This window comes from Sulfurimonas sp. (assembly GCF_029027585.1).
Lineage (GTDB): Bacteria > Campylobacterota > Campylobacteria > Campylobacterales > Sulfurimonadaceae > Sulfurimonas.
In genome coordinates this window covers 382,520-404,513 of the sequence record NZ_CP093397.1, presented here as the reverse complement: position 1 = coordinate 404,513, position 21,994 = coordinate 382,520, and the positions used below count along the sequence as shown (strand labels likewise).

The window sequence follows — 21,994 nt, the reverse complement described above, 5'->3', positions numbered from 1 at the left end:
CAAGGATATTTATGCAAATAAAAACACTATTTTTATTACTTACAATTACTTTTTTTAGTGCATGTGGAGTTTCGGCTTCACCATCAGTAAATAGTGCAGCTCTTAGTTGGTTAAACAATCCACCTTCAGACACAAGTAGATACTTTTATGCTGTTGGGTATGGAGATACTCAAAAAGATGCTAAAAGTGACGCTCTAGGTGTTATAAGTGCTAAGATTTCTGTTGATGTTGCGTCTAATTTTTCAAACTCATTGACAGCTAGTCGTCAAGATGGTAACGAAGATATTTTACAAACTACAAAGAATGAAGTGGTAAGTAAAAGTAAAAATATTGAGTATAGTGATGTTAAAGTACAAGAAAGTTTAAATGAGGGTGCAAAGTGGACTCTTTTAGTTCAAGTTGATAGAAATATTTTAACTGCTACTTATGAGAGAAAACTTCAAAAAGTAGATGACAAGATAAAGGTAGAATGGGAAATATACCAAGATGCTGGTTATTTTGAAAAACTAAAACTTTCTTCTGTTATAAATAAATACCTAAAACAAACAGATACTTTTTTTCCTCTTTTACATGCTTTAAATACAAGTTATGATGACTCAAAATATACTTCTAGATATTTAACATATACTAAAGAGATGCGAAAAGCAAAAAGTGAGTTAGTATTTAAGATAAAGTCTGATAAAAATTCAGAGTCTTTAGCTTCACTTATTCGTTCAGAACTAAGTGCGCAGAATGCTACTTTTAATAATACAAACTATAATGTTCTTATAAAAATCACAACAAAAGCAAAAATGAGAAAAGTTAATTCTACAAATGAAGAGTTTAAAAAAATTACAATTGCTCTTAGAAAAACAGTAATTAAAGCGACTGATAGAAAAGGAAATGTAGTTTCAAATGTTATGTATAAAACAAAAGCAGGTTCTTCAGATGGTTTTGCAGATGCAATCGCTAGAGTTGCAAAATATGAAGCTATGATAGAGAAAAAAGGTATCATTTCTTTTATAACAGGTAATTAATCCTTCTTTGGATTAATTTACCACCTATAAGCATCTATGTTTTCTCAGCCTCAAATATACAATATTTCACTACAAAAACTTCAAGATAAAGTTTTTTTTGAATATATCTGCGAAGATATTAAAAATAACTATTATTGGAGTGAAGACTGGAGTGAAGAGTTTTATATAGAACTTGCACGCGCTGGTTTTATAAGTACAACTTACGATGCTAAAGAAGGTTTAGTTTTACTCCCTGAACTTCAATTTGATTATGCTATTTTAGACTTTAAAAATCTTCATATTTCACAAAAAGTTAAAAAGATTATAGATAAAAAAGCTTATAAATTTTGTATAAATACAAGGTTTGATGAGGTTTTAAAAAGTATAGATGCTAAGCATAAATACAGTTGGTTGAAAAACGACTATATGCAACTTCTAAAAAAACTTCATAAGAGTAATACAGAGCAAAAGAACTTTAAAATCCTCTCAGTTGAAGTTATATGTAAAGATACAAATGAGTTAATTTCTGGAGAGTTAGGCTACATCATAGGTAAAACATATACGAGTTTAAGTGGTTTTAGTTCTATGGATAAAAAATATAGTAACTATGGAACCTTACAACTTGTTTTACTCTCAAAGTATTTAGAGCAAAATGGTTTTAGCTTTTGGAATTTAGGTCACCCTCACATGGAATATAAAAAGCGACTTGGTTGTGAGGTCTATACAAGAAAAAAGTTTTTAGATAGATGGAAAGAAGCAGTTGTTTTACCAATGATTAACCCCTCTTAGATATAATTTTATTACATTAAATATAAGGTCACTTGAGTATGATTTCTAAAATACAAACAATCAAAGAAGAAGTAGCTAAAGTAGTTGTTGGACAAGATAAAATGATAGATGGGCTTTTGATAGCTTTACTTTGTGAGGGACATATACTTATAGAAGGTGTTCCGGGACTTGCAAAAACTACAACCGTAAATGCACTTTCAAAATCCTTGGGCTTAAATTTTAAACGAGCGCAATTTACACCAGATTTACTTCCTTCTGACATACTTGGTGCAGAGATTTATGACCCTCAAAACAACAGTTTTAAAATCAAAAAAGGCCCGATATTTACAAACTTACTTTTAGCAGATGAGATCAACCGTGCTCCTGCAAAAGTACAATCTGCCTTGCTTGAAGTTATGCAAGAAAAACAGATAACACTTGGCGATACAACTTTTAAACTAGACCCACCATTTTTTGTAATGGCTACTCAAAATCCAGTTGAACAAGAGGGTGTATATCAACTTCCAGAGGCTCAACTAGATAGATTTATGCTAAAAATAGTAGTTGATTATAATACCAAAGAAGAAGAACTTGAAATTGCAAAACGAATTTCTAGTGGAAATGCTGAAGAAATACAAGCAGTTGTAACACATGAAGAACTTCAAGAGTTAAAAGAAGAAATAAAAGCTATTCACATAGATGAAGAAGTTCAAAAGTACATCATAGAACTTGTAAGTGCAACAAGAAACCCTAGTGAGTACGGTCTTGATGAGTTAAAAAATTATATACAATTTGGAGCATCCCCTCGTGTTAGTATAGATATGTTTAAAGCTGTAAAAGCGATGGCATACTTAAGAGGAAAAGATTTTGTAACTCCTGTTGATGTGGCTTTTATAGTAAAAGATATAATGCGTCATCGTATAATATTGACATACGAAGCAGAAGCAGAGGGTATTACAACTGACGAGATAATACAAAAAGTTTTAGAGACAGTTGCGATTCCATAGGTTATTGTTTTGAGTAAATTACAAAAGATTTTAGTTCGTGCAAGACGCCAAGTTTTTAGTGAAATGGTTGGAAATAACCCATCTATTTTTCAAGGTGAAGGTTATGATTTTATAGAATTGCGTGAGTATATGGCAGGAGATGATATTCGTCATATTGACTGGAATATCACAGCTAAGATGCAAAAACCATTTATAAAAATATTTCGTGAAGAAAGGGAACTGAATGTTGTTTTAGTTTCTGTCTTAAACGGAAGTGTACATTTTGGTTCTAAAAAATTTAAACAAGAAAGCATCGCTGAAATATCAGCACTTTTAAGTTTTTCAACGCTAAAAAATGGAGATTTGCTAAGTTCGTATATATTTACAGATGAAATGATTTCAAATACTAAACCAAGTAAAAAACTTCATCAAATTCAAAAAAATGTATCTGAGATTTTAGACTTTGATGCAATAAACAAAAAAGTTGATTTTAAAGTTATCGCCGATACACTTTATAAACGCTTAAAAAGAAAATCTTTAATCATCATAGTTGGAGATTTTTTTGAAATACCAGACTTTAGACTTTTAGCTAAAAAACATGAAGTTATATCTATAATAGTTAGAGATACTTTAGAAGAAAAACCGCCTGAGATGGGATTTTCTTCTTTAGTTGACCCCGAGAGTGGAGCGACACTAGAAGGTGACTTTAATGCTTCAAGTGTAAAAGCTTATGCAAAAAAAGTACAGATGCATGACCATAATCTATATGAAACTTTTAGAAAATATCAGGTCAGGTTTACAAAAATATATACTCACTCTTTAGCAAGTGTAGAACTTAGACGATTATTTGAGGGTAGGTAGATGGCAGAGAAAAGTTTTGATATTCCACTACATGATATAAAACCTCTTTTAGAAGTACAAGAGTATTCTCTTTATTATTTTTCAGCTCTTATTTTTATTGCAATAATAGTGTTAATTGTACTATCTTATGTACTTTATAGATGGATGAAAACGAGAAATGCCTTTAATCAAAGAAAAGAGAATTTAAAATCCATAAATGTACTTAGTTTAAAAGATACAAAAAAATCAGCTTATCAGATTACTTCTTTAGGCTTAATATTTAAAGATGATAGCCCAAAACACAAAGAGATATATGAGAACTTAGTTCAAAGACTAGAAATATATAAATATAAACAAGAGGTAGATGAGTTTGATAGTAAAGTTTTAGATTATATAGAACTTTACAAAGGTATGCTTAATGTTTGATGGACTTTATTTTGAGTTCCCTCTATTTTCATTGATTATTTTGCTTTTTATACTTTGCGCGAAATATTGCAAAATGAAACTTCCTTCTTTGTATTTTCCACATACTCGTCAATTTATGAACTCTTCTGTATCAGCATCTAAGCTTTTGTTTTTTTTAAAATGGCTTGGAATTGTAATGCTTATCATTTCTTTGATGTCGCCTGTAAAAGATGAGCCTTATGAGTTAGAACCAAGAGATGGATATGAAATAGTACTTATACTAGATGCATCTCAGTCCATGAAAGCTCAAGGTTTTGATGTTGTTAACCCTCAACTATCAAGATTTGATGTTGTTAAAGATATAGTAGGTAAATTCATTAAAGCTAGACAAAATGACAACATAGGTTTAGTTGTTTTTGGAGCCTACTCTTTTATAGCATCTCCTCTAACTTATGATGCAAATATTTTAAACAAGATTCTTTCTCAACTCTACATTGGAATGGCTGGAAAATACACAGCACTTCATACCTCTTTAGCTCAAGGGGTAAACCTTTTAAAGATGAGTGAGTCCAAAAGTAAGGTTGCTATCTTACTTACAGATGGATACTCAACACCAAACATAGACAAAATACCTCTTGAAGTAGCTCTTGAAATGGCTATAAAAGAGGATATAAAAGTTTATCCTATAGGCATAGGAATGCCACATGAGTACAACAGAGCAGTATTGTTAAACATTGCTGAGAAAACGGGTGGTAAAGCTTTTGGAGCTGCAAGTGCGATGGAGTTAGAAGAAGTTTATGCGATGATTGATAAGCTTGAAAAGTCAAAGATTCAAGCTCAAACTTTTTCATATATTAAATACTACTATAAATACCCTCTTCTTTTATCATTACTTTGTTTAATGGGGTATATTTATTTGAGAAACAAAAGAGGGAGAGCATAGTGAGTTTTTTACATCCTGAATTTTTATACTATTTGTTGCCTCCGCTATTTATACTCTTTGGACTTTTACTTACACAAAAGGAGAGTGAGGCTCATTTTTTTAGCAAAGAGGTTATGGATAAACTTAGAGTTAGTGCAAATACTTTAACTACTCGTGCAAGAAATGCACTCTTTTTTCTTATGGGATTTTTTATTATAGTTGCTTTAGGAGAGCCTGTTATAGATGATGGAAAAGTTTTAGTAAAGGCTAAAAGTTCAGATATTATGATAGCTTTTGATATTTCTGATTCTATGCTTGCACAGGATGTTTATCCTAATCGTTTAGATTTAGCAAAACAAAAAGCACTTACACTACTTAAGCATTCCACAAATCAAAGAGTAGGTTTAATGGCATTTGCAAAAAACTCTTACCTTGTTTCTCCTCTTAGTTTTGATGCAAAAGCAGTTTCTTTTTTACTAACTCAACTAGACACAACTTCCATAACAGAAAAAGGAACAGACTTTTTTTCCATCTTGGAGTCGTTTGCTCTTTCATCAAAAACTAAAACTCAAAAGTATCTTTTAATTCTTAGTGATGGAGGAGATGCCAAAGATTTTTCAGATGAAATATCTTTTGCTAAAGAGAACAATATAGTAGTTTTTGTCTTGGCAATAGGTACAAGTAAAGGTGCTCCCATAAAACTAAAAAATGGAAACTTTATAAAACACAAGGGCAAGATTTTAGTATCAAGACTAAATGAAAATATAGCAGATTTAGCTGTTAAGACAGGTGGAGTTTATATACAAAGCACAACTTCAAATAGTGATATATTAGCAATGCTAAAAGAGATAAAAAGTACAAGCAACACAAAAGAGTTAAAAAGTGAAGAGATACACAAGTATATACCTTTGTTTTACTATCCTTTAGCAATGGCACTTTTGTTATTGCTTATTGCGACTAGTTCTATGAGTAGAGTATTTAAGAATTCATCTGCTAGTGTCTTGTTTTTATCTGTTTTAGTCTTGGCATCTATAGATGCTAAAGCAGGAGTTTTAGATTTTATGCAACTTAGAGAGGCAAAAGTTGCTTATGAAAAGGGAGACTATAAAAAGTCTGCATCTATATATGAGTTGTATGGTGAAAAAAATAAAAATGGCGAGAGTCATTTTAATGCAGGGAACTCTTTATATAAACAAAAAAAATACAAAGAAGCTATAAAATCTTATGAAAAAGCAACTTTTGATACTAAAGATAACAGAGCAAAAAATTTCTCAAATCTTGGAAATGCTCAGGCTTTAAACAAAAATCTTCAAAAGGCAGTTGAATCTTATGAAAAATCTTTAAAGATAAAAGAAGACAAAGATACTAGAGAAAATTTAGAGGAAGTTAAAAAACTTATAAAAAAACAAAAAGATAAAGGTAAATCAAAAGATAGTAAAAATAAAGATAAAAATGACAAAGATAAAAAATCTAAAGATTCCAAAGATGCAGATAAAGACTCTAAAGAAAAAGAAAAAGATAAAAATAAAAAAGATAAAGATAGCTCTAAATCAAAAGAGTCAAAAGATAAAAAACAAAAATCTGATGATATGAAGAGTAAAGAAGAAAAAGATTCTCAAAAAGAACAAAAGGATAAAGCGAAAAAAGAAGAACAAGAAAAACAAGAAAAACAAAAACTTGAAAAGTTAGAAAAAAATAAAGATAAAAAAAATGATAAATCGGCGAATAAGGCTCAAAATATGCAAAAGTCAAAAATGAGTGATGCAGAAGAAGCAAAATGGCTAAATGAAATAAATCTTGAGAAAAATACATATATGTATAAACTAAATAAAGAAAAACCTAAAGAGGCAAATGACAATGAAAAACCTTGGTAAAATAATATTAATACTCTTAATGACTCCATTAGTAATATTTGCTAGTGTTAGAGCAAGTGTAGATGCTAAAAATGTTGAGATTGGAGAGATGGTAACATACTATTTACATCTGTCAGGTTCTGATATTACAAGACCTATTATCAACTCTCTTTGTGGTGTTGATGTGATTTCTACGGCATCCCAAACTTCTATTGAGATGATAAATGGAAGTATCTCGCGAAGTAATATTTTGAGCTATAAGTTTATCCCTCAAAAAAGTTGTGTTATAGAAGCGATTGAAGTTGAAATAGATGGAAAAACACATAAGAGTAATAAGGTTGAAGTAAATGTTCAAAAAGTTGTAGCAAATAAAGATGCTGATTTTATTTTGGTTTTAGAGAGTTCTAAAAAAGAAGTTTTCGTTGGAGAAGCTTTTGAAGTAAACTTACTTTTTAAACAAAAAAGAAATGCTGAGGCAGTTGATAGTAAATTTGTAGCTCCAAAACTAAAAGGGTTTTGGATAAAAAGTGAATCAGAACCTACAAGAAGCCAAGATGGACAATACTCAATAACAAAAATAACATACCAAATGGCAGCGCAAAGAGTAGGAAGATTAAAGATAACTTCAGCACAGATGCGAATAGCGTCTAGAGCGCATGTTCGTGATAGTTGGGGTTCTTGGATACCAAAAATAAAATGGAAAACTTACTTTTCTAATGAGTTAAATATAGAAGTAAAAGAACTTCCAAAAGGTGTGCATTTAGTTGGAGAATTTACTATAACTGCAACTTCTGATAAGAGGGAGATAAATGTAAATGAAGCGATAAATCTAACTATAAAAGTGCAAGGAAATGGAAACCTAGAAGATATAAAAAGTTTTAAACCATATATAGATGGCGTAAATATTTTTGATGAAAAGATAGTTTTAAAAGGTGATTCTTTAACTCAAAAGATAGTTTTTGTTGGGGAGAGTGACTTTAGTATAAAACCTTTTACTCTTAAATATTTTAATCCTTTAACAAAAGAGATAAAAACAATTTCAACAGATGCCATAAACATAAAAGTAAAAAACTCAAAACCTAAAGTTGAGTTAATTATAAAAAAAGAAAAAGTAAAAGAAAAAGAAAAAGTAATTCTAAGTCAAAACAGTGGAATTTCAGAGTATTGGTTTGTTCTTATTTTTACTCTAGGTTTAGCATCTGGGGTTTTGATAATGTTTTTAAAATCATACAAGTTTAAAACTAAAAAACAAGAAGTTTGCATAAAAGAGCCAAAGATACTTTTAGTAAAACTACTTCCATATAAAAATGATGAAGATGTTAAAAATATAATGGATATTTTGGAAAAAAATATTTATGAAAATGCTAAGATAGAAGTAGATAAAAAACTTTTAAAAGACATAATTCAAAAACACGATATTTCTTAGTCTAAAATATCGTGTAGTTTATTTCCGTCAGTCATATTTTTATTGACATTTTCCCATTCATCATTTTGGATTGATTTTTTTAGACCTGTTAACTCTGCTTCAAAAAGAGTTATTGCTTCAAGTAAATCTTTTTTATTTTGTCTGAAAATATCTTCCCACATATTTGGAGAACTCTTAGCAAGCCTACTCATAGAACGAAATCCACCTGCTGCAAGAGCTAAGATATTATTTTTATTTTCTTGTTTCATAACGGTGTTGGCAATAGAATAAGAGATAGCATGAGGCATATGTGAAATAAAAGCGGCGTGGCGATCATGTTCATCAGCTTTCATAAAATGCTTTTTCATTCCAAGTGCTTTAAAGATTTTTTTGCTAACTTTTTGCTGATGCTCTCCACTGTCTTCTAAACCACAAAGAACAACAACTTGACCTGCATATAAGCCATCAACAGCAGCTGAAGGACCAAAATATTCTGTTCCTGTCATAGGGTGAGCAGCGACAAAGTTTTTTCGTATAGATGCTGGAATACAAGAGATGATTTTTGATTTTGTACTACCTAAATCTATAATAGTGACATTTGCATCTACATCTTTTAAATCATTTAGTGCAGAGATGACGCCATCAACAGGAATAGCTAGAAAAATAACATCATAGTTTTTTACATCTTCAAACTCTACGAGTTTACTAACTAAACTTAATTTTAAAGCTTCTTTTTTATGCTCTTCATTATGGTCACTTCCAACAATTTCATCTACAAAATCTAATTTTTTCAGACTAAGAGCAAGTGAGCCGCCCATAAGTCCAAGTCCAACAATAGCTATATTCATAATTCTTCTTATATTTAATTGACAAATTATACAAGATTTACTTGATATTAACCTCATTAAAGGTAAAATCTTTTTTTATTTTACAATTATGGAATTTTAATGAGAAACTTTTTAGCACTTTTGCTAATATTACTAAGTGTAAATCTATCAGCAATCACAATTAAGTCTATAAAATACGAAGGCATGGTACATATATCTAAGCCTGTTGCATTAAGAATGTTGGACTTTGAAGTAAATGACAATATTAATGAGAAAATTTTAGATAAAGCAATTAAAAAATACTTTAAACAAGGTTATTTTAGTGATGTTTGGGCTGAGTTTGATGATGGAAATTTAACTTTTCATTTTAAAGAAAAAGCAATTATTTCTAAGATTGAGTTAAAGGGTTGGAAAGAGAACGATAAAGATATCATGGATAGTGTTATCCAGATTAAAAGAGGTTCTTTATACGATAAAAAGAAATTACTAGCAGCTAAAAAAAGAATTATAGAAGCAATAAGTCAAGATGGAAAGATTGATAGCGTTGTGGAGATAGAAGAAGAACACCTTGATAATGGAAGTATAAAAGTAACATTTATCGCAAATGAAGGTGAAGAGATTATCATCCAAAGTCTTGATTATAGCGGTGTTAAGAAATTAGATACAGATCTCTTTGATGAAGTTATCGCCAATAAAGAACATCAGTTTATGGGTTGGTTTTGGGGACGAAATAGTGGAGATATGAAGCTATCTGATTTAGCATATGACCCACTTAGAATTCGTGATATGTATATGCAACATGGTTATTTAGATGCTAAAGTAGATGAGCCTTTTGTTAGAGTAAACTTTGATGATTATACAGCCCAAATGAGTTACCAGATAGAAGAAGGTGAAGTTTATAAGATAAGAAAAATTTCTCTTCATCAAGTAGATAAAGTTATAGATGATGCAAAAATACGAGAAATTATAGAGTTAGAAGAAGGTGAACCTTTTAATATTAAAACATTTCGTGAAGATGCCCAAAAAATAAAAACTCTTATAGCTGATTTGAGTTATGCCTTTGTTCAAGTGACGCCAGATTTAAGAAAAAATAAAAAAGACCAAACTGTTGAAGTTGTTTTTAAAATCACACCTGGACAGAGAGTAAAAATAAGAAATGTTGTGATTTCTGGTAATACAAGAACTCTTGATAGAATTGTAAGAAGAGAGTTATACTTAGGACCAGGGGATATGTACTCGCTTACAGATTTAAAAGACTCGCGAAATTCTCTTGGAAGACTTGGATTTTTTGATGGAAATACCATAGAAGAAAAAAGAATAGATAACTCTACGATGGACTTAGTGGTAAAACTAAAAGAGGCACCAACAGGTAATATACAAATCGGTGGTGGATATGGAAGTTATGGTGGTCTTTTAGTAACTTTAGCTGTAAATGACAGAAATATTTGGGGTTCAGGTATAAATATGGGTGTAAAGGTAGAACGCTCGGGGAAGACAAAAAACTACTCTTTTAATATTTCAAATCCACGCTTAAACGATAGCGATTTTAGCGGTAACTTCTCTGTCTATATGTCAGATATTGAGTATAACGATTATGATGTTAGTACTATTGGTGCTGGTGTTGGAACAGGTCATAGATTTTCTAGAAATATTAGTGGATATGTAGGCTATAACTATTCAAAAAATGATTATAATTTACATGATGTTCTTGGTGTAGATGAAAATAATGAAACTGTAAATTATTATTTTGAAAGTTATTCAAAAAGTGCTATTACAATTAGTGCTAGTTTTGATAATACAGATGATTATTATCTTCCTAGAGAAGGTTTAACTTTTAGGCAGAGTTTTGAAAAATCTGGTTTGGGTGGAGAAGCAAATTTCTTTAAAACAAGAACAAATTTTGGAAAATATTATGGGCTTGAAGATCATATAGGTTTTGATGCTATTTTTAGATATAAAGCTAGGTTTTATTTTGCCGCAGATACTGGTTACTTACCAGTTGCAGAAAGATTTTATATGGGTGGACTTGGAAGCGTTAGGGGTTATGAGTCTTACTCTATCTCTCCAAGTGTTAAAGAAAAAGATGGTACAGAAAGGCTTATTGGTGGTACTCAGACATTTTCAAATAGTGTTGAACTTTCTTTACCACTTGTTCCAAAAGCTAAGATGCGAATGGTTGTCTTTGTTGACTGGGGTTTTATCGGTGATGATTCTTTAAGTGAATTTTCTCGTGGTGGTTATGGACTTGGACTAGAGTGGTTTTCACCTGTTGGACCAGTTCAATTGATGTTTGCAAGACCACTTAATAACCAACCAAATGATAGAACTTCAAGTTTTGAATTTACCATGGGACAGAGATTTTAAGTTTTAAAATTCTGTCTTTAAATTCTCTATAACTTCTAGTTTTTCTACTGCTTCTTTACTAAGACAAAGATTTTTACTAGATTTTATTTTTAATATTCCCTCGCAAAAAACTAATTCAAAGTCAATATTTCTAGGTCTATGAACAAGTAAAGAGATACTAAGAGAGAGTAGATAACTAAGTGCATTTGTAGTATTTGTATCTGGAAGAAGTAAAGCATACTTTTGTAGATGCGAAGAAGATGGAAGTTTCTTTTTAGCATATTTACATAAAGTAGCAATAAGAGTAATTTGATTGTGAGTTACCCCATACTCTAATGCACTTTGAACTAGATAATAACTATGCTTGTTTTTGGAGTAAAAATGTACATCTCCACCACTAGGGTATAGTTTTGCTGCCATTGCTAAGTCTTTGCGATATTTTTTATCTATGCCTAGATGCTTATGCGTTAAATCAAAGATTTTTTTAGCAAGAGAGTTTAGTAAATTTGCAAATTTTTTCTCACTTACATGAGCATCTAATAGATATCGCATAGATGTATTGTAATGAGTTGGAAATTTGTCTTTTGAACCTCTTAATAAGTCACTTAAAAAAACACCCTCTCTAACTCCAACACCACTTGTTATGATTTTTTTAATTAAAAGTTTTTTAAGAACTCTTTGTAAGATTAAAGCTCCTGGTTTGATGATGTCAAATCTATCACTTCTTATTCCAAGACTTAGAAGTTCTTTCTCGTTTGCATCTAAAACAGATACTAAAAACTCTCTGAGTTCATTTTCCTTATAAGAAAAAGCATGTATTTTATGTAGTGGGTATTTTGTATTTTTAAGTATCGCCGTTGAGATGGCTCTAAAAGTTCCTCCAACTCCAACAAGTGTATCAACATCTAAGTTATCTATCATTTGAAGTTTTGAGTCAATATAGGCTATAGCTTCATCTGTATTCTTTGAATCTAAAAAGAGTTCTTTAATTCTAATAGTACCTAAATTGATGGAGAGTGTTTTTGAAATATTTTTATCGTTTATAAGAGCTAACTCAGTTGAACCACCACCTATATCAATACTAAGTGCATTATGTTGTGTTGGAAGTAAGTTAGCACAAGCAATACCACCGAGATATGCTTCTCTTTGCCCATCTATGACTTTAATATTGAGTTTTAACTCTTCTCTCACTCTAAGTATAAACTCTTGCTTATTCGGTGCTTCTCTGAGTGCTGATGTGGCAACACACAAAGTTTTTCTTGCTTTATATGAAGATATGATAGTTAAAAAATCTTTTAGAGAGTCTATTGTTCTTTGCATAGCTTCTTCTTGAAGATTATTGTTATTTTGGTAAGCGTTTTGAGAGAGTCTAACTCTACTTTTTGATTCGTTTAATAGATGAAAGGCAAATCGAGAAGTTTTTTCATAAACAGCTAGTCTTATTGAACTAGAGCCTATGTCAATAACTGCTACTCGTTTTGCCATTGGAAGTTTAGTTATTCTTCTGTTTTTAAATTTTTAAATTTAAACTGAAGTTCTGCTATTGATTCTACATTGTCTTTATCTAAGACAATACAATCAACGGGACATACTGATATACAAGCTGGTTCGTCATAGATGCTAACACACTCTATGCATCTGTCAGGGTCTATATAGTAAACTGGATCACCTTCTTCTATTGCTATTGTTGGACACTCTTCACGACATGCATCACATGCAATACATTGATCATTTATTAGTAAAGCCATTAAAAAAAACCTTAAATATTTTTATGTCAAAGTTTATATCCAATATAAGCTTTAAAATATTTTAAACTATCTGTTTTTTATTTAAATTTGTGAAATTTATCATCTATATTGGTTATAATGCCAACTTGAAATTAAGGAAAAAAAATGAATACAGAAGGTATCGATCCAAAAACATTAGAAGGTATCTACAATGAAGCTATTTTATTTGTTATAGTTTTTACAACAATGTCAATAATATCTTGGTTTTGGTCTAGAAGAAATGCTAAAAAATATGAGATAGATAATCCACTAGAGCAAAGACGAGCAGCAAAAAAAGCAGTCCAAGAGAAAGAAATAAGAATAATTAGCACAAAAGGTAAAGAGTTTAAAGATAGAAGACAAAAAGAATTGCTCAATATGTTTAGAGATGATATACTATACAAAGATGAATTTGAACTACTGAAAAAGAATCTAGAAGATAAAGAAGACTAAAAATGGATATGTTAATCGAAAATGCTTTAAATATTGGAACTGATGAATTTTATAGAGCATTGAGATATAGACTTTGCCTCACAGTGATGCTAATAAACACAGAGGACAAAGAAGCTTTTAATGTACTAGAAAAACTTATTCGTCAATCAGATGTGCTTCAGCAGATAGATGCAGATACCATAATCGTATTTTTATCTCATACCACTAAAAATGAATCTACCCTTTTTATTGATAAAATAAAAGATAAGTTTAATTTTTCATATACTGTGTCAGAATATGATGGAGCAAAAAAACAACAAAATGAATTCAAATTTTTAGAAAGTCTTTTTTTGAAAAATGGAGATAAGTATTTTTATTAAATATATTTTGTTTATTTGTTTAGTTTTGACAAATATATATGCAAAAGATATCTCCCCTACATTTAAACTTAAATCCGTCGGTTTTGTGAACGATTTTGTCATACATCAAAACTATCTATATGCCGCAAATGATTTGGGTGTAGTTGATGTTTTTGATATAAAAAAAAGAAAAATTATTAAACAAATTATCCTTCCAACTATCATTAACGATATGGACAAACTGATAACTCCAAATATTTTAAGTGTTGACTATATAGATGGAAAAATTCTTATGGTTAGCATGGGGAAAAAGGCATATTCAAATGTATGGATTTATGAAAATAATGAGCTTAAAAATATTATAAATGAAGAAAAAAAACTAGCGATAAAAGAAGCTCGTTTTATAGATGGCACTAAGATTGTCTTTGGAACACTTGGTTCAGAAGTCATTTTAAGAGATACTACTGAAAATTATAATATTTATAAAACCCATATATCATATAGTGCTTTGGGTGATATGCTCTTAAGTAGTGATAAAAAAGAGATGATAATAGTTGATGAAGGTGGCGAAGTAAAACTCATAGATGCTATAAGCTCAAAAGTTAAAAAAATTTATAAAGGACAAAATGTTGATAATATTTTTCATGTAGCATATAAAAATGGTGTTATTTTAACCGCAGGGCAAGATAGACGAATGGCAGTATATATTAAAAATCAAAAACCTTATTATATAAAAAATGATTTTTTAGTTTACTGTGTTGGCTTAAGTCCAAGTGCTAAAGTAGGTGTTTTTTCTAGTGGTGAAGAAAATTATTTACAATTATTTAATCCAGAAACAAAAGAATTCAAGGATCGTTTAGTTGGACATAAAACACCACCAAATAACATAGTTTTTATAAACGAAAAAGAGCTTTTTAGCTCAGATGCTAGAAGAGAGATTTTTTACTGGAGGCTTGATTGATTTATGAGTTGAAGTTTTTTATCTCGTGAGAGTTTTTTTATAAAATATTCTCTTTTTGAAGCACTACTTCTGTCAGCTTGAACTTCGCTATATACAAGTTTAACAGGACGGCGAACTTTTGTATATTTTGCGCCTTTATCTGCGTTGTTATGCTCATCTAAGCGTCTTGTAACATCAGTAGCGATACCAGTGTAAAGAGTGTTGTCATAACATTTAACTATATAAACAAAGTAAGACATAAAAGAATTTTACTATAATAAGCATTAAAGGATATATCTTGGCACTAAACTTACAAAACACTCTTGTTGTTGGCATCTCTGCTACTGCTTTATTTGATTTGTCTGAGGCAGATAAACTTTATAAAAAAGAATATGCCTTGCATCCTGATAAAGCCATAGAAGTTTATAGAGCTTATATGCTTAAAAATGAAGAAGTAACACTAGACAAAGGGGTTGGATTTCCTCTGATAAAAGCACTTTTAAACTTAAATAGATTTCAAAAAAAAGATGAAACTCCTTTAGTTGAAGTAGTTGTAATGTCAAGAAATTCGCCAGATACTGGAGTTAGAGTTTTAAATACCATAAGAGAGATAGACCTGAATATAACTCGTTCTGCCTTTACTGCAGGAGAGTCTAGTGCTGATTATCTTGAAGCTTTTAATGTTGATTTGTTTCTTAGAACAAATGAGGTAGATGCCCAAGTAGTGATAGACAATAGAGTTTGTGCTTCAGCAGTCTTGTCAGTTTCTCCTGAGTATAAATGTGATATTAGTGATGAGCAAGTTAGAATTGCCTTTGATGGGGATGCTGTACTTTTTGATGAAGAGAGTGAGATAGTTTATAAAGAAAAAGGTATAGAAGCCTTTCATGAAAATGAAAAAAATGCACAAAATACTCCAATGAAAGAAGGACCATTTGCATCTTTTTTGAAAAAGTTAGCATCTTTACAAGAAAGACTTCCTATGAAGATGGAATTTTCTCCAGTTAGAATTGCACTTGTTACAGCAAGAAATGCACCGTCAGATATAAGAGTCATAAAAACATTAAGACATTGGGGTGTTTATGTTGATGAAGCATTTTTCTTAGGTGGTATCGAAAAAAGTAAAATATTACAAGCCTTTAGAGCACATATATTTTTTGATGACCAAGATGTACACCTAGAGAACTCTTCTTTAGTTGTACCATGTGGAAAAGTGTTGTATCCTAGTGAGTGTAAGCTCAATAATTAGCTAGATTTGTGTTATTTAGTAACACACTATTCATATAATCTTTATAGTATTGTAAATAGCACAAAGTTATATTATAATATCACAGAATAATCACATTTTTAAAAATTAAAAGGGGGAATTTTAATGGTTGAAAATAGTATAATTATTGTAGAAGATGATGAAATTACAGCATTAAATCTTAATCTATCTCTGCAAAAGCATGGATATGATGTTATTGCAGTATGCGATAATGCCATAGATGCAAAAGTTAAAATTGAGGAGTTGGAACCAGATATAGTAATCATAGATATATCTCTTGATGAAAGCAATGACGGAATAGAACTAGGTGACATAGTTAGACGGGAATATCACATTCCTTTTATATATCTTACCTCTTATAGCGATGACAATATTATCGCTCAAGCAAAACTTACTGAGCCTTATGGTTACATTGTTAAACCATTTGACCCTTCATCACTTCATGCAACTCTTCAAATGGCTATTTTTAAGTATGAAGTTGAAAATGCAAGAAAAATTAATACTGTGATTTCTGGTATTGATATCTTAAATGTAGAAAAGTTACTTCTTACAAAACAAGAATCTGATAAACCAATAGTTTATTTTGGAGGCGAATATTATATAGATATTAAAATTAGTGAAACATTTTATAAAGATAAAAAAATTAAACTTACAAAAAAAGAAAATGCATTTTTGCGTCTTTTAGTCGCTCAGCTTGGAAGTGTTGTGACATTTGAACAAGCTATGGATTATGTTTGGCAGGAAAGCGGAGCAACAGCAAATAGTGTTAGAACACTCGTTTGGAGATTAAGAAATAAGCTACCAAAAGAAATTATTAAAAATGCTTCTGGTATTGGTTACTGCATAGAAGAGTAATATTTAAGAGATTTCTATCTCTTGAATTCTTTGCTTTATACTTTTTAAACACTTCTCATAGTCATAAGTATCATTTTCATCTTTAGACATTGCTTCCATTTCACCAGCGTCATGTTGAACTGACTCTATTCTAAAGTTTCCACTAGAACCTTTTATACTATGTGCATTAAGTGCAATTTTTTTGTAATCTCTGTTTTTTATAGCATCTGTTAATTGTGGCAGTTGTGTTTTCATCTTTTTCATAAACAACCTTAAAAGCATAAGTAACTCATCTTGATCTAGCATAAGTTCTTCTTTTAGTTTAGTCGCATCTAATCCAATTATGGCATCTTTGGAGTTTTTTATTTCTACTTTATTTTCTTGGCTAAGGTCGATTTTCAAGTAAAGAGTAAAAACTTCTTCTACATCTTTTAAGATAATTGGCTTACCTAAAAATGAATCAAAGCCACTACTTAATCGTTTTTCTTTCGCCCCTTTGATTACATTTGCTGTAAGTGCTGAAACAGGGGTATGTCCAAGTCCTTTGCTTATTTCATATTCTAAAATTTCTTTAACCGCTTGTGTACCATCCATGATTGGCATCTGCTCGTCCATAAGGATTAAATCATAATGATTTTGTTTATAAAGATTTACTGCCTCTAAACCATTGTGAGCAAGATCAAAACTAAGTCCATATTTTGTAAGTATGATTTTTATAAGCTCTTGGTTAGCTTCATTGTCTTCTGCAATAAGTATATGACCAATAAATTTTGCAGCTATATTTTTCTTATGCGGGGAATAAGCATCTGGATTAAAAATTTCACTAAAAGTATCTTTAATTTTTGAGCAATAAAAAGGAAAAGATATAAAAGCAATGTTGTCATATTTATCATATTCATCACTTGGTTTATTAACCATTGCTATAAATTTTTTATCTGAGTTTATTAGTTGTGCTTTGAAATCTGCACTAGCGTCTTCATTTAAAAAAAATGCTATATCAAAATTAGTATCTAAATTATCGACAACTTCTACATTCATATCAAATACTTTTGCATATTTTAAAAAAGAGTCTGCTTTATAAAAATCCTTTTTATTTTCTGAATAAATAACAATTTTTAAAGATTGAAAATTTAACAAATTTTCATAAATAGGGCATAGTTCACTTTGAGAAGATGCTGGAATACTTATGGAAAAAGTGCTTCCCTCTTTGAAAGTTGATTTAACATCAATTTCCCCTCCCATTCTTTGTACAAGTTGATGGCAGATTGAGAGTCCTAAACCTGTTCCATCTAGGTCTTTTAGTTGGTCATAGTTTGCTTGAACAAAAGCAGTAAAAATACTGTCTAAATCATGTTTTTTTATTCCTACCCCATTGTCTTTTACACTAAGTATAAGATGTTGTTTTTTATAAGATGCTTCTACGCAAATATGTCCACTACTTGGGGTGAATTTTATGGCATTACTTAAAAAATTTGATAAAATTTGTTTCATTCTTAGAGAATCTGCATATAACTCTTTTGGGATGTAAGGGTCTATAAAAGATGTGATGGTTATGTTTTTTTCATTTGCACTTGCTACAAAAAGTTCCATTGTTTGGCTGATTTCATCATGTGGTAAGAAGTTTTTTGCTTCGATAGTAAACTCACCACTACGAAGTTTTGAGAAATCTAAGATATCATTTATAATGCTTAAAAGATTTTCTCCACTATTAAAGATAATGTTTAGATAGTTTCTATGTTTTTTTGAAATACTCTCATCCATAAGAAGATTTACAAAACCCAAGATTGCATTAAGCGGTGTTCTTATCTCGTGAGACATATTTGATAAAAAATACTCTTTTGCATGTGAGGCAGAATCTGCTGTTTGTCTGGCATCTGTTAGTTTTTGAAAAACTGTTTCTGTATGAAACTTTAAAACACCTCTAAAGTTTTTATCAAAAATAAAAGATATTTCATTTGTCATATCTTTTGAATCAAGGTTTTTATCATAAGAAAAGTCAATCATAGAACGACGAAAATGATTACATATTTCAAATAATTCATCAGCACTCATCTCTTTGTTTTTTAAGTAAAGTAAGAACTCATTCATAACAGGACATTGCCCTATTTTAACACTTCCTTGGATTACATTCATAAAGTAATCAAAAACACCACCAGCATATTTTGATAAAAAAAACTCTTTATCTATGTTATATTGTTTTAATATTTTTTGGGGAGAAGTATAAGATAACCAGTTTATTACTATCTCATGTTTAGAGTCAATAAAAATATTTCTATGTTTAACTAAGTTTGGTAATTCTTCATACATCTACAACTCCTTAATCAGAAAAAACTCAATTTATTAATAAAAGAGATACTAGCATAATCATAGTTAATCTAAAAAACCCCATTGCAACAACACCAAAGATGCTCATATTATAACAATTTGTGCAGATGCTAAACTTTTTATTTTCATAGTATGAATACAGAGCATAAAAAATATTTATGCCCAAAACAGTAAATGAAAGAAATAGCTGATAATTCCACATATCATCTAGTATATCTTTTTGACTTATAAAAAATGATGATATAAGTAGTAAAAGCATCGCAACTAAAATAAAGTTTGAAGCTTTTATGAAATAATCTCGACTAAATGTTGAAGGAGTTGTTGGACAACTTGCCCCGTTTGCATTTAAACTAGTTTCAAAATTTTCTTTATCTTTTCCTTTTAGTTGTGTTAAAAAATTTGCTCCAAAAAGATAGTCAATCTTTCTTTGAAGGAGTATAGAAAAATCTCCATCGGCTTTTAGTGAATGAGAATCTCCATTTCTATCTTCATAAACTAGGCTTATGGATTCATATCTTTGCATTTTAGCACTTGTATTTGGAAAGTAAGAAGTTGTTTCATTTGAAGTTACTTTTCCTGATTTACGAAGAATTCTTGGATTTATAAGCTCTAAAAATTCTTCATCTTTTTTAACTATTACTACATTATAATAACTTCCAACTTGAGTTGCAGCAAGTCCCTCAAGCTTGTTAGCCTCAGCAGTTTCTTTTAAATCATCAATAAAAATAAATAGTTGCTCATCAAAAACTCTAATGTCAGGAGCATATTCCACACCTGTAGGCGTTGGGTATGTGATTATATTTTTAATCATAATTTAACCTTGTAAAATTGAAATGATTTTTTTCTTCGTTCCTTCAAAATTGAAGGAACGAGAAATATTAGTGGTGACTCTTAATAATTAATATAGTCATTTTTATATTTATAGCAATAAATCTAAATAGTTGCCAAATCACACAAGTTCTCATGAACTTTTGAGTACCGCTTGGTATCATGGTACCAAATTGAGGTGTATATGGTTCTACATGCTGTACATGCTCATGTTCTTTATCAGCAACAACTTTTTCTTTTTTTTCTTCGCTCATAGTATCTCCTGAGTTATTATTTCTAGCACTAAATGCTGATTATTCTGGTATTAAAGTCCAGCCTGGTTTAAGTTGAGCTTTCCACATAAATAAATGGTGAAGTAAATGTTTCACCCAGTGTGCTGCAAGACCAACTTCACCTGTTGTACCATTGATATCACGACCAGTTCCTGGATATTTTTTAAAGTCTGGAACAATTGGAAAAACAGTCATTGCTGCAGCAGTTCCACTAAAGAATCCTTTCCCAGCAGAAGCAACACAAGCTGCTCCCATCTCTGCCATAGATGATGTATGTGTAGGCTCGCTAGCTCCATTTATCATATCAACAATACTTTGAGTAACAGCTTTACCCATCATTGCAGAAGGCATACCCGTTCTTGGTGGAGTTGGTACGATTGGAGTTCCATTTGGTGTTTTCATAGGTTTTGAAATCGGATGTGGAGGTGCAAAAGCAATACCAGCAGCAAAAATATTCTTATATACAGGAGATTGAAGAGTTTTTGGCCAATCTTTTGGTTCCCAATCAGCATACGAAGTTTTTGTATAATCAGCATCAACTTTCATCATTCCATTTGGAGCAAAAACTGTATCTGTAATATCACTGCCATCTTTGCTATAAGCTTTCATACCAACACCAGCAAATGGTGGGATAAGCATAGCAAAATCAAATGCTTGAGTATCAATACTTCCATCAAGTGATTCATAAGTAACCATACCTGATTCAACTTTATTAACATGTGCTCCTATAATCCAATCCATACCGCGTTCAGCATATAGAGATTCAGCAAATACTTTAGATGAAGTAATAAAACCACCCATTTTAAAATGCAAACCGCCCATACCAAAGTCACCTAAGAAAGATTCGTTTGAAATCCATGTGATGTCAGCCATATCTCTAACACCCTTCTCTTGAAGTTTGTGTTCAATGTTGAAGATATACTCAAATGCTGCACCTTGACAAGTACACATTCCATGTCCAGTTCCAATTAGGAATTTTTGTTTTTGCCCAGCTTTCATTTTATCAATACATTCATTTAATTTATGAGATGCATGAACAGCATGGTCAGCAGTACAAACAGAAACAGTATGCTCCCCTAGGTTAGTACCTTCACCAAGTCCTGGAGTTGCACCAAAGTTTAGTTTTGGTCCTGTTGCGTTGATAAGATAATCATATTCAACTTCTTCAGTAGTACCAATTTTGTCTTGTCCTGTATATTCGATAGTTACAAAAGACTTGTCAATTGCTTCACTACCCTCAGGATTTATAGAAACCGCTTTTGCTTGTTTGTAAGTTGCCCCTGCTTTTTCATACACAGGCGCTAAGTCAAAAGTAACTTCTTCTTTACTCATCTCTCCAACACCTACCCAGATGTTTGAAGGAATCCAGTTCCATTTTGCATTTGGAGTAACTACTACTACCTCATGCTCCTTTCCAAGCCATTTTGCAGCAAAAGATGCCGCCGTATGACCTGCTACACCAGCACCAAGAATAACTAATCTTGCCATATTCGTCCCCTATAATTTAGTTTTTTTAATAATTTCATAATAATTGTATCATAAATTTATCACAAAATAATTATAAAAAAATAAATAATTATTATAAATTTAAATTATAGTTTCTTTAGAAGCCTTATTTTAGGTAGTT

Annotated in this window: 22 protein-coding genes; 14 read left to right on the top strand and 8 right to left on the bottom strand. The window is 30.7% G+C overall.

What is annotated here, in order from left to right:
• Nucleotides 1–11: 11 nt before the first annotated feature.
• From MOV50_RS02105 to MOV50_RS02070, 8 genes are all read left to right on the top strand, one after another.
• Nucleotides 12–1,016: an LPP20 family lipoprotein gene (locus MOV50_RS02105; protein WP_321778784.1), complete on the top strand. Its 1,005-nt coding sequence runs from the start codon at nucleotides 12–14 to the stop codon at nucleotides 1,014–1,016.
• Between the two features lie 36 nt (nucleotides 1,017–1,052).
• Nucleotides 1,053–1,784: a hypothetical protein gene (locus tag MOV50_RS02100; RefSeq protein WP_321778783.1), complete on the top strand. Its 732-nt coding sequence runs from the start codon at nucleotides 1,053–1,055 to the stop codon at nucleotides 1,782–1,784.
• Between the two features lie 38 nt (nucleotides 1,785–1,822).
• Nucleotides 1,823–2,770, top strand: a complete 948-nt coding sequence (locus tag MOV50_RS02095; protein WP_321778782.1) for a MoxR family ATPase — start codon at nucleotides 1,823–1,825, stop codon at nucleotides 2,768–2,770.
• Between the two features lie 9 nt (nucleotides 2,771–2,779).
• Complete coding sequence (locus MOV50_RS02090; protein ID WP_321778781.1) at nucleotides 2,780–3,610, top strand: DUF58 domain-containing protein; 831 nt, start codon at nucleotides 2,780–2,782, stop codon at nucleotides 3,608–3,610.
• Complete coding sequence (locus tag MOV50_RS02085; protein ID WP_321778780.1) at nucleotides 3,611–4,015, top strand: hypothetical protein; 405 nt, start codon at nucleotides 3,611–3,613, stop codon at nucleotides 4,013–4,015.
• A 73-nt stretch (nucleotides 4,016–4,088) separates the two neighbouring features.
• Nucleotides 4,089–4,937, top strand: a complete 849-nt coding sequence (locus tag MOV50_RS02080; RefSeq protein ID WP_321778779.1) for a VWA domain-containing protein — start codon at nucleotides 4,089–4,091, stop codon at nucleotides 4,935–4,937.
• Nucleotides 4,937–6,790: a VWA domain-containing protein gene (locus MOV50_RS02075; RefSeq protein ID WP_321778778.1), complete on the top strand. Its 1,854-nt coding sequence runs from the start codon at nucleotides 4,937–4,939 to the stop codon at nucleotides 6,788–6,790. Before MOV50_RS02080 ends, MOV50_RS02075 begins: the two co-directional genes overlap by 1 nt.
• Nucleotides 6,768–8,195 carry a BatD family protein gene (locus MOV50_RS02070; RefSeq protein WP_321778777.1) on the top strand — a complete coding sequence of 476 codons (1,428 nt, stop codon included), beginning with the start codon at nucleotides 6,768–6,770 and terminating at the stop codon, nucleotides 8,193–8,195. The genes MOV50_RS02075 and MOV50_RS02070 overlap by 23 nt, the downstream gene beginning before the upstream one ends.
• On the opposite strand, the gene MOV50_RS02065 is transcribed toward MOV50_RS02070, so the two are convergent.
• Nucleotides 8,192–9,022, bottom strand: coding sequence for a prephenate dehydrogenase (locus MOV50_RS02065; RefSeq protein ID WP_321778776.1), 831 nt, complete (start codon nucleotides 9,020–9,022; stop codon nucleotides 8,192–8,194). The genes MOV50_RS02070 and MOV50_RS02065 overlap by 4 nt on opposite strands.
• Before the next feature lie 99 nt (nucleotides 9,023–9,121).
• Here MOV50_RS02065 and bamA point away from each other — a divergent pair, with 99 nt between their 5' ends.
• Nucleotides 9,122–11,365: an outer membrane protein assembly factor BamA gene (gene bamA / locus MOV50_RS02060; protein ID WP_321778775.1), complete on the top strand. Its 2,244-nt coding sequence runs from the start codon at nucleotides 9,122–9,124 to the stop codon at nucleotides 11,363–11,365.
• 3 nt (nucleotides 11,366–11,368) lie between these two features.
• Here bamA and MOV50_RS02055 read toward each other — a convergent pair whose 3' ends face one another.
• Nucleotides 11,369–12,829, bottom strand: coding sequence for a Ppx/GppA phosphatase family protein (locus MOV50_RS02055; RefSeq protein WP_321778774.1), 1,461 nt, complete (start codon nucleotides 12,827–12,829; stop codon nucleotides 11,369–11,371).
• 11 nt (nucleotides 12,830–12,840) lie between these two features.
• Nucleotides 12,841–13,092, bottom strand: coding sequence for a YfhL family 4Fe-4S dicluster ferredoxin (locus MOV50_RS02050; RefSeq protein WP_321778773.1), 252 nt, complete (start codon nucleotides 13,090–13,092; stop codon nucleotides 12,841–12,843).
• A gap of 144 nt (nucleotides 13,093–13,236) precedes the next feature.
• Between MOV50_RS02050 and MOV50_RS02045 the strand changes: the two genes are divergently transcribed.
• Genes MOV50_RS02045 through MOV50_RS02035 form a run of 3 tightly spaced genes read left to right on the top strand, consistent with a single transcriptional unit; the run spans nucleotide 13,237 to nucleotide 14,862 of the window.
• A complete protein-coding gene (locus MOV50_RS02045; protein ID WP_321778772.1) occupies nucleotides 13,237–13,563 on the top strand; it encodes a hypothetical protein in 327 nt (108 codons plus the stop codon).
• 8 nt (nucleotides 13,564–13,571) lie between these two features.
• Nucleotides 13,572–13,922, top strand: coding sequence for a hypothetical protein (locus tag MOV50_RS02040; protein WP_321778771.1), 351 nt, complete (start codon nucleotides 13,572–13,574; stop codon nucleotides 13,920–13,922).
• A 25-nt stretch (nucleotides 13,923–13,947) separates the two neighbouring features.
• Nucleotides 13,948–14,862 carry a nitrate reductase gene (locus MOV50_RS02035; protein ID WP_321778770.1) on the top strand — a complete coding sequence of 305 codons (915 nt, stop codon included), beginning with the start codon at nucleotides 13,948–13,950 and terminating at the stop codon, nucleotides 14,860–14,862.
• On the opposite strand, the gene MOV50_RS02030 is transcribed toward MOV50_RS02035, so the two are convergent.
• Nucleotides 14,844–15,101 carry a GIY-YIG nuclease family protein gene (locus tag MOV50_RS02030; RefSeq protein ID WP_321778769.1) on the bottom strand — a complete coding sequence of 86 codons (258 nt, stop codon included), beginning with the start codon at nucleotides 15,099–15,101 and terminating at the stop codon, nucleotides 14,844–14,846. The genes MOV50_RS02035 and MOV50_RS02030 overlap by 19 nt on opposite strands.
• 38 nt (nucleotides 15,102–15,139) lie before the next feature.
• On the opposite strand from MOV50_RS02030, the gene MOV50_RS02025 reads away from it, so the two are divergent.
• Together MOV50_RS02025 and MOV50_RS02020 are read left to right on the top strand one after the other, a co-directional pair.
• Nucleotides 15,140–16,090 (top strand): 5'-nucleotidase, encoded by a 951-nt coding sequence (locus tag MOV50_RS02025; protein ID WP_321778768.1) that lies wholly within the window; start codon nucleotides 15,140–15,142, stop codon nucleotides 16,088–16,090.
• Between the two features lie 123 nt (nucleotides 16,091–16,213).
• Nucleotides 16,214–16,963, top strand: coding sequence for a response regulator (locus MOV50_RS02020; RefSeq protein ID WP_321778767.1), 750 nt, complete (start codon nucleotides 16,214–16,216; stop codon nucleotides 16,961–16,963).
• 3 nt (nucleotides 16,964–16,966) lie between these two features.
• Here MOV50_RS02020 and MOV50_RS02015 read toward each other — a convergent pair whose 3' ends face one another.
• The 4 genes from MOV50_RS02015 to MOV50_RS02000 all read right to left on the bottom strand — a co-directional run bounded on the left by MOV50_RS02015 (nucleotide 16,967) and on the right by MOV50_RS02000 (nucleotide 21,855).
• Nucleotides 16,967–19,249 (bottom strand): hybrid sensor histidine kinase/response regulator, encoded by a 2,283-nt coding sequence (locus tag MOV50_RS02015; protein ID WP_321778766.1) that lies wholly within the window; start codon nucleotides 19,247–19,249, stop codon nucleotides 16,967–16,969.
• A 25-nt stretch (nucleotides 19,250–19,274) separates the two neighbouring features.
• Nucleotides 19,275–20,078: a peptide deformylase gene (locus MOV50_RS02010; RefSeq protein ID WP_321778765.1), complete on the bottom strand. Its 804-nt coding sequence runs from the start codon at nucleotides 20,076–20,078 to the stop codon at nucleotides 19,275–19,277.
• Nucleotides 20,079–20,145: 67 nt separating this feature from the next.
• Nucleotides 20,146–20,349: a hypothetical protein gene (locus tag MOV50_RS02005; protein WP_321778764.1), complete on the bottom strand. Its 204-nt coding sequence runs from the start codon at nucleotides 20,347–20,349 to the stop codon at nucleotides 20,146–20,148.
• Between the two features lie 39 nt (nucleotides 20,350–20,388).
• The gene (locus MOV50_RS02000) at nucleotides 20,389–21,855 is read right to left on the bottom strand and encodes an NAD(P)/FAD-dependent oxidoreductase (RefSeq protein WP_321778763.1); all 1,467 of its coding nucleotides are present in this window, start codon (nucleotides 21,853–21,855) and stop codon (nucleotides 20,389–20,391) included.
• Between the last annotated feature and the right edge of the window lie 139 nt (nucleotides 21,856–21,994).

Bases quoted from the DNA above. Each gene is read 5' to 3' on its own strand.
- MOV50_RS02050 (WP_321778773.1), bottom strand. From the start codon at position 13,092: ATGGCTTTACTAATAAATGATCAATGTATTGCATGTGATGCATGTCGT.
- MOV50_RS02085 (WP_321778780.1), top strand. From the start codon at position 3,611: ATGGCAGAGAAAAGTTTTGATATTCCACTACATGATATAAAACCTCTT.
- MOV50_RS02010 (WP_321778765.1), bottom strand. From the start codon at position 20,078: ATGATTAAAAATATAATCACATACCCAACGCCTACAGGTGTGGAATAT.
- MOV50_RS02000 (WP_321778763.1), bottom strand. From the start codon at position 21,855: ATGGCAAGATTAGTTATTCTTGGTGCTGGTGTAGCAGGTCATACGGCG.
- MOV50_RS02005 (WP_321778764.1), bottom strand. From the start codon at position 20,349: ATGAGCGAAGAAAAAAAAGAAAAAGTTGTTGCTGATAAAGAACATGAG.
- MOV50_RS02070 (WP_321778777.1), top strand. From the start codon at position 6,768: ATGACAATGAAAAACCTTGGTAAAATAATATTAATACTCTTAATGACT.
- MOV50_RS02030 (WP_321778769.1), bottom strand. From the start codon at position 15,101: ATGTCTTACTTTGTTTATATAGTTAAATGTTATGACAACACTCTTTAC.
- MOV50_RS02095 (WP_321778782.1), top strand. From the start codon at position 1,823: ATGATTTCTAAAATACAAACAATCAAAGAAGAAGTAGCTAAAGTAGTT.
- MOV50_RS02100 (WP_321778783.1), top strand. From the start codon at position 1,053: ATGTTTTCTCAGCCTCAAATATACAATATTTCACTACAAAAACTTCAA.
- bamA (WP_321778775.1), top strand. From the start codon at position 9,122: ATGAGAAACTTTTTAGCACTTTTGCTAATATTACTAAGTGTAAATCTA.
- MOV50_RS02020 (WP_321778767.1), top strand. From the start codon at position 16,214: ATGGTTGAAAATAGTATAATTATTGTAGAAGATGATGAAATTACAGCA.
- MOV50_RS02040 (WP_321778771.1), top strand. From the start codon at position 13,572: ATGTTAATCGAAAATGCTTTAAATATTGGAACTGATGAATTTTATAGA.
- MOV50_RS02015 (WP_321778766.1), bottom strand. From the start codon at position 19,249: ATGTATGAAGAATTACCAAACTTAGTTAAACATAGAAATATTTTTATT.
- MOV50_RS02080 (WP_321778779.1), top strand. From the start codon at position 4,089: ATGAAACTTCCTTCTTTGTATTTTCCACATACTCGTCAATTTATGAAC.
- MOV50_RS02055 (WP_321778774.1), bottom strand. From the start codon at position 12,829: ATGGCAAAACGAGTAGCAGTTATTGACATAGGCTCTAGTTCAATAAGA.
- MOV50_RS02105 (WP_321778784.1), top strand. From the start codon at position 12: ATGCAAATAAAAACACTATTTTTATTACTTACAATTACTTTTTTTAGT.
- MOV50_RS02045 (WP_321778772.1), top strand. From the start codon at position 13,237: ATGAATACAGAAGGTATCGATCCAAAAACATTAGAAGGTATCTACAAT.
- MOV50_RS02065 (WP_321778776.1), bottom strand. From the start codon at position 9,022: ATGAATATAGCTATTGTTGGACTTGGACTTATGGGCGGCTCACTTGCT.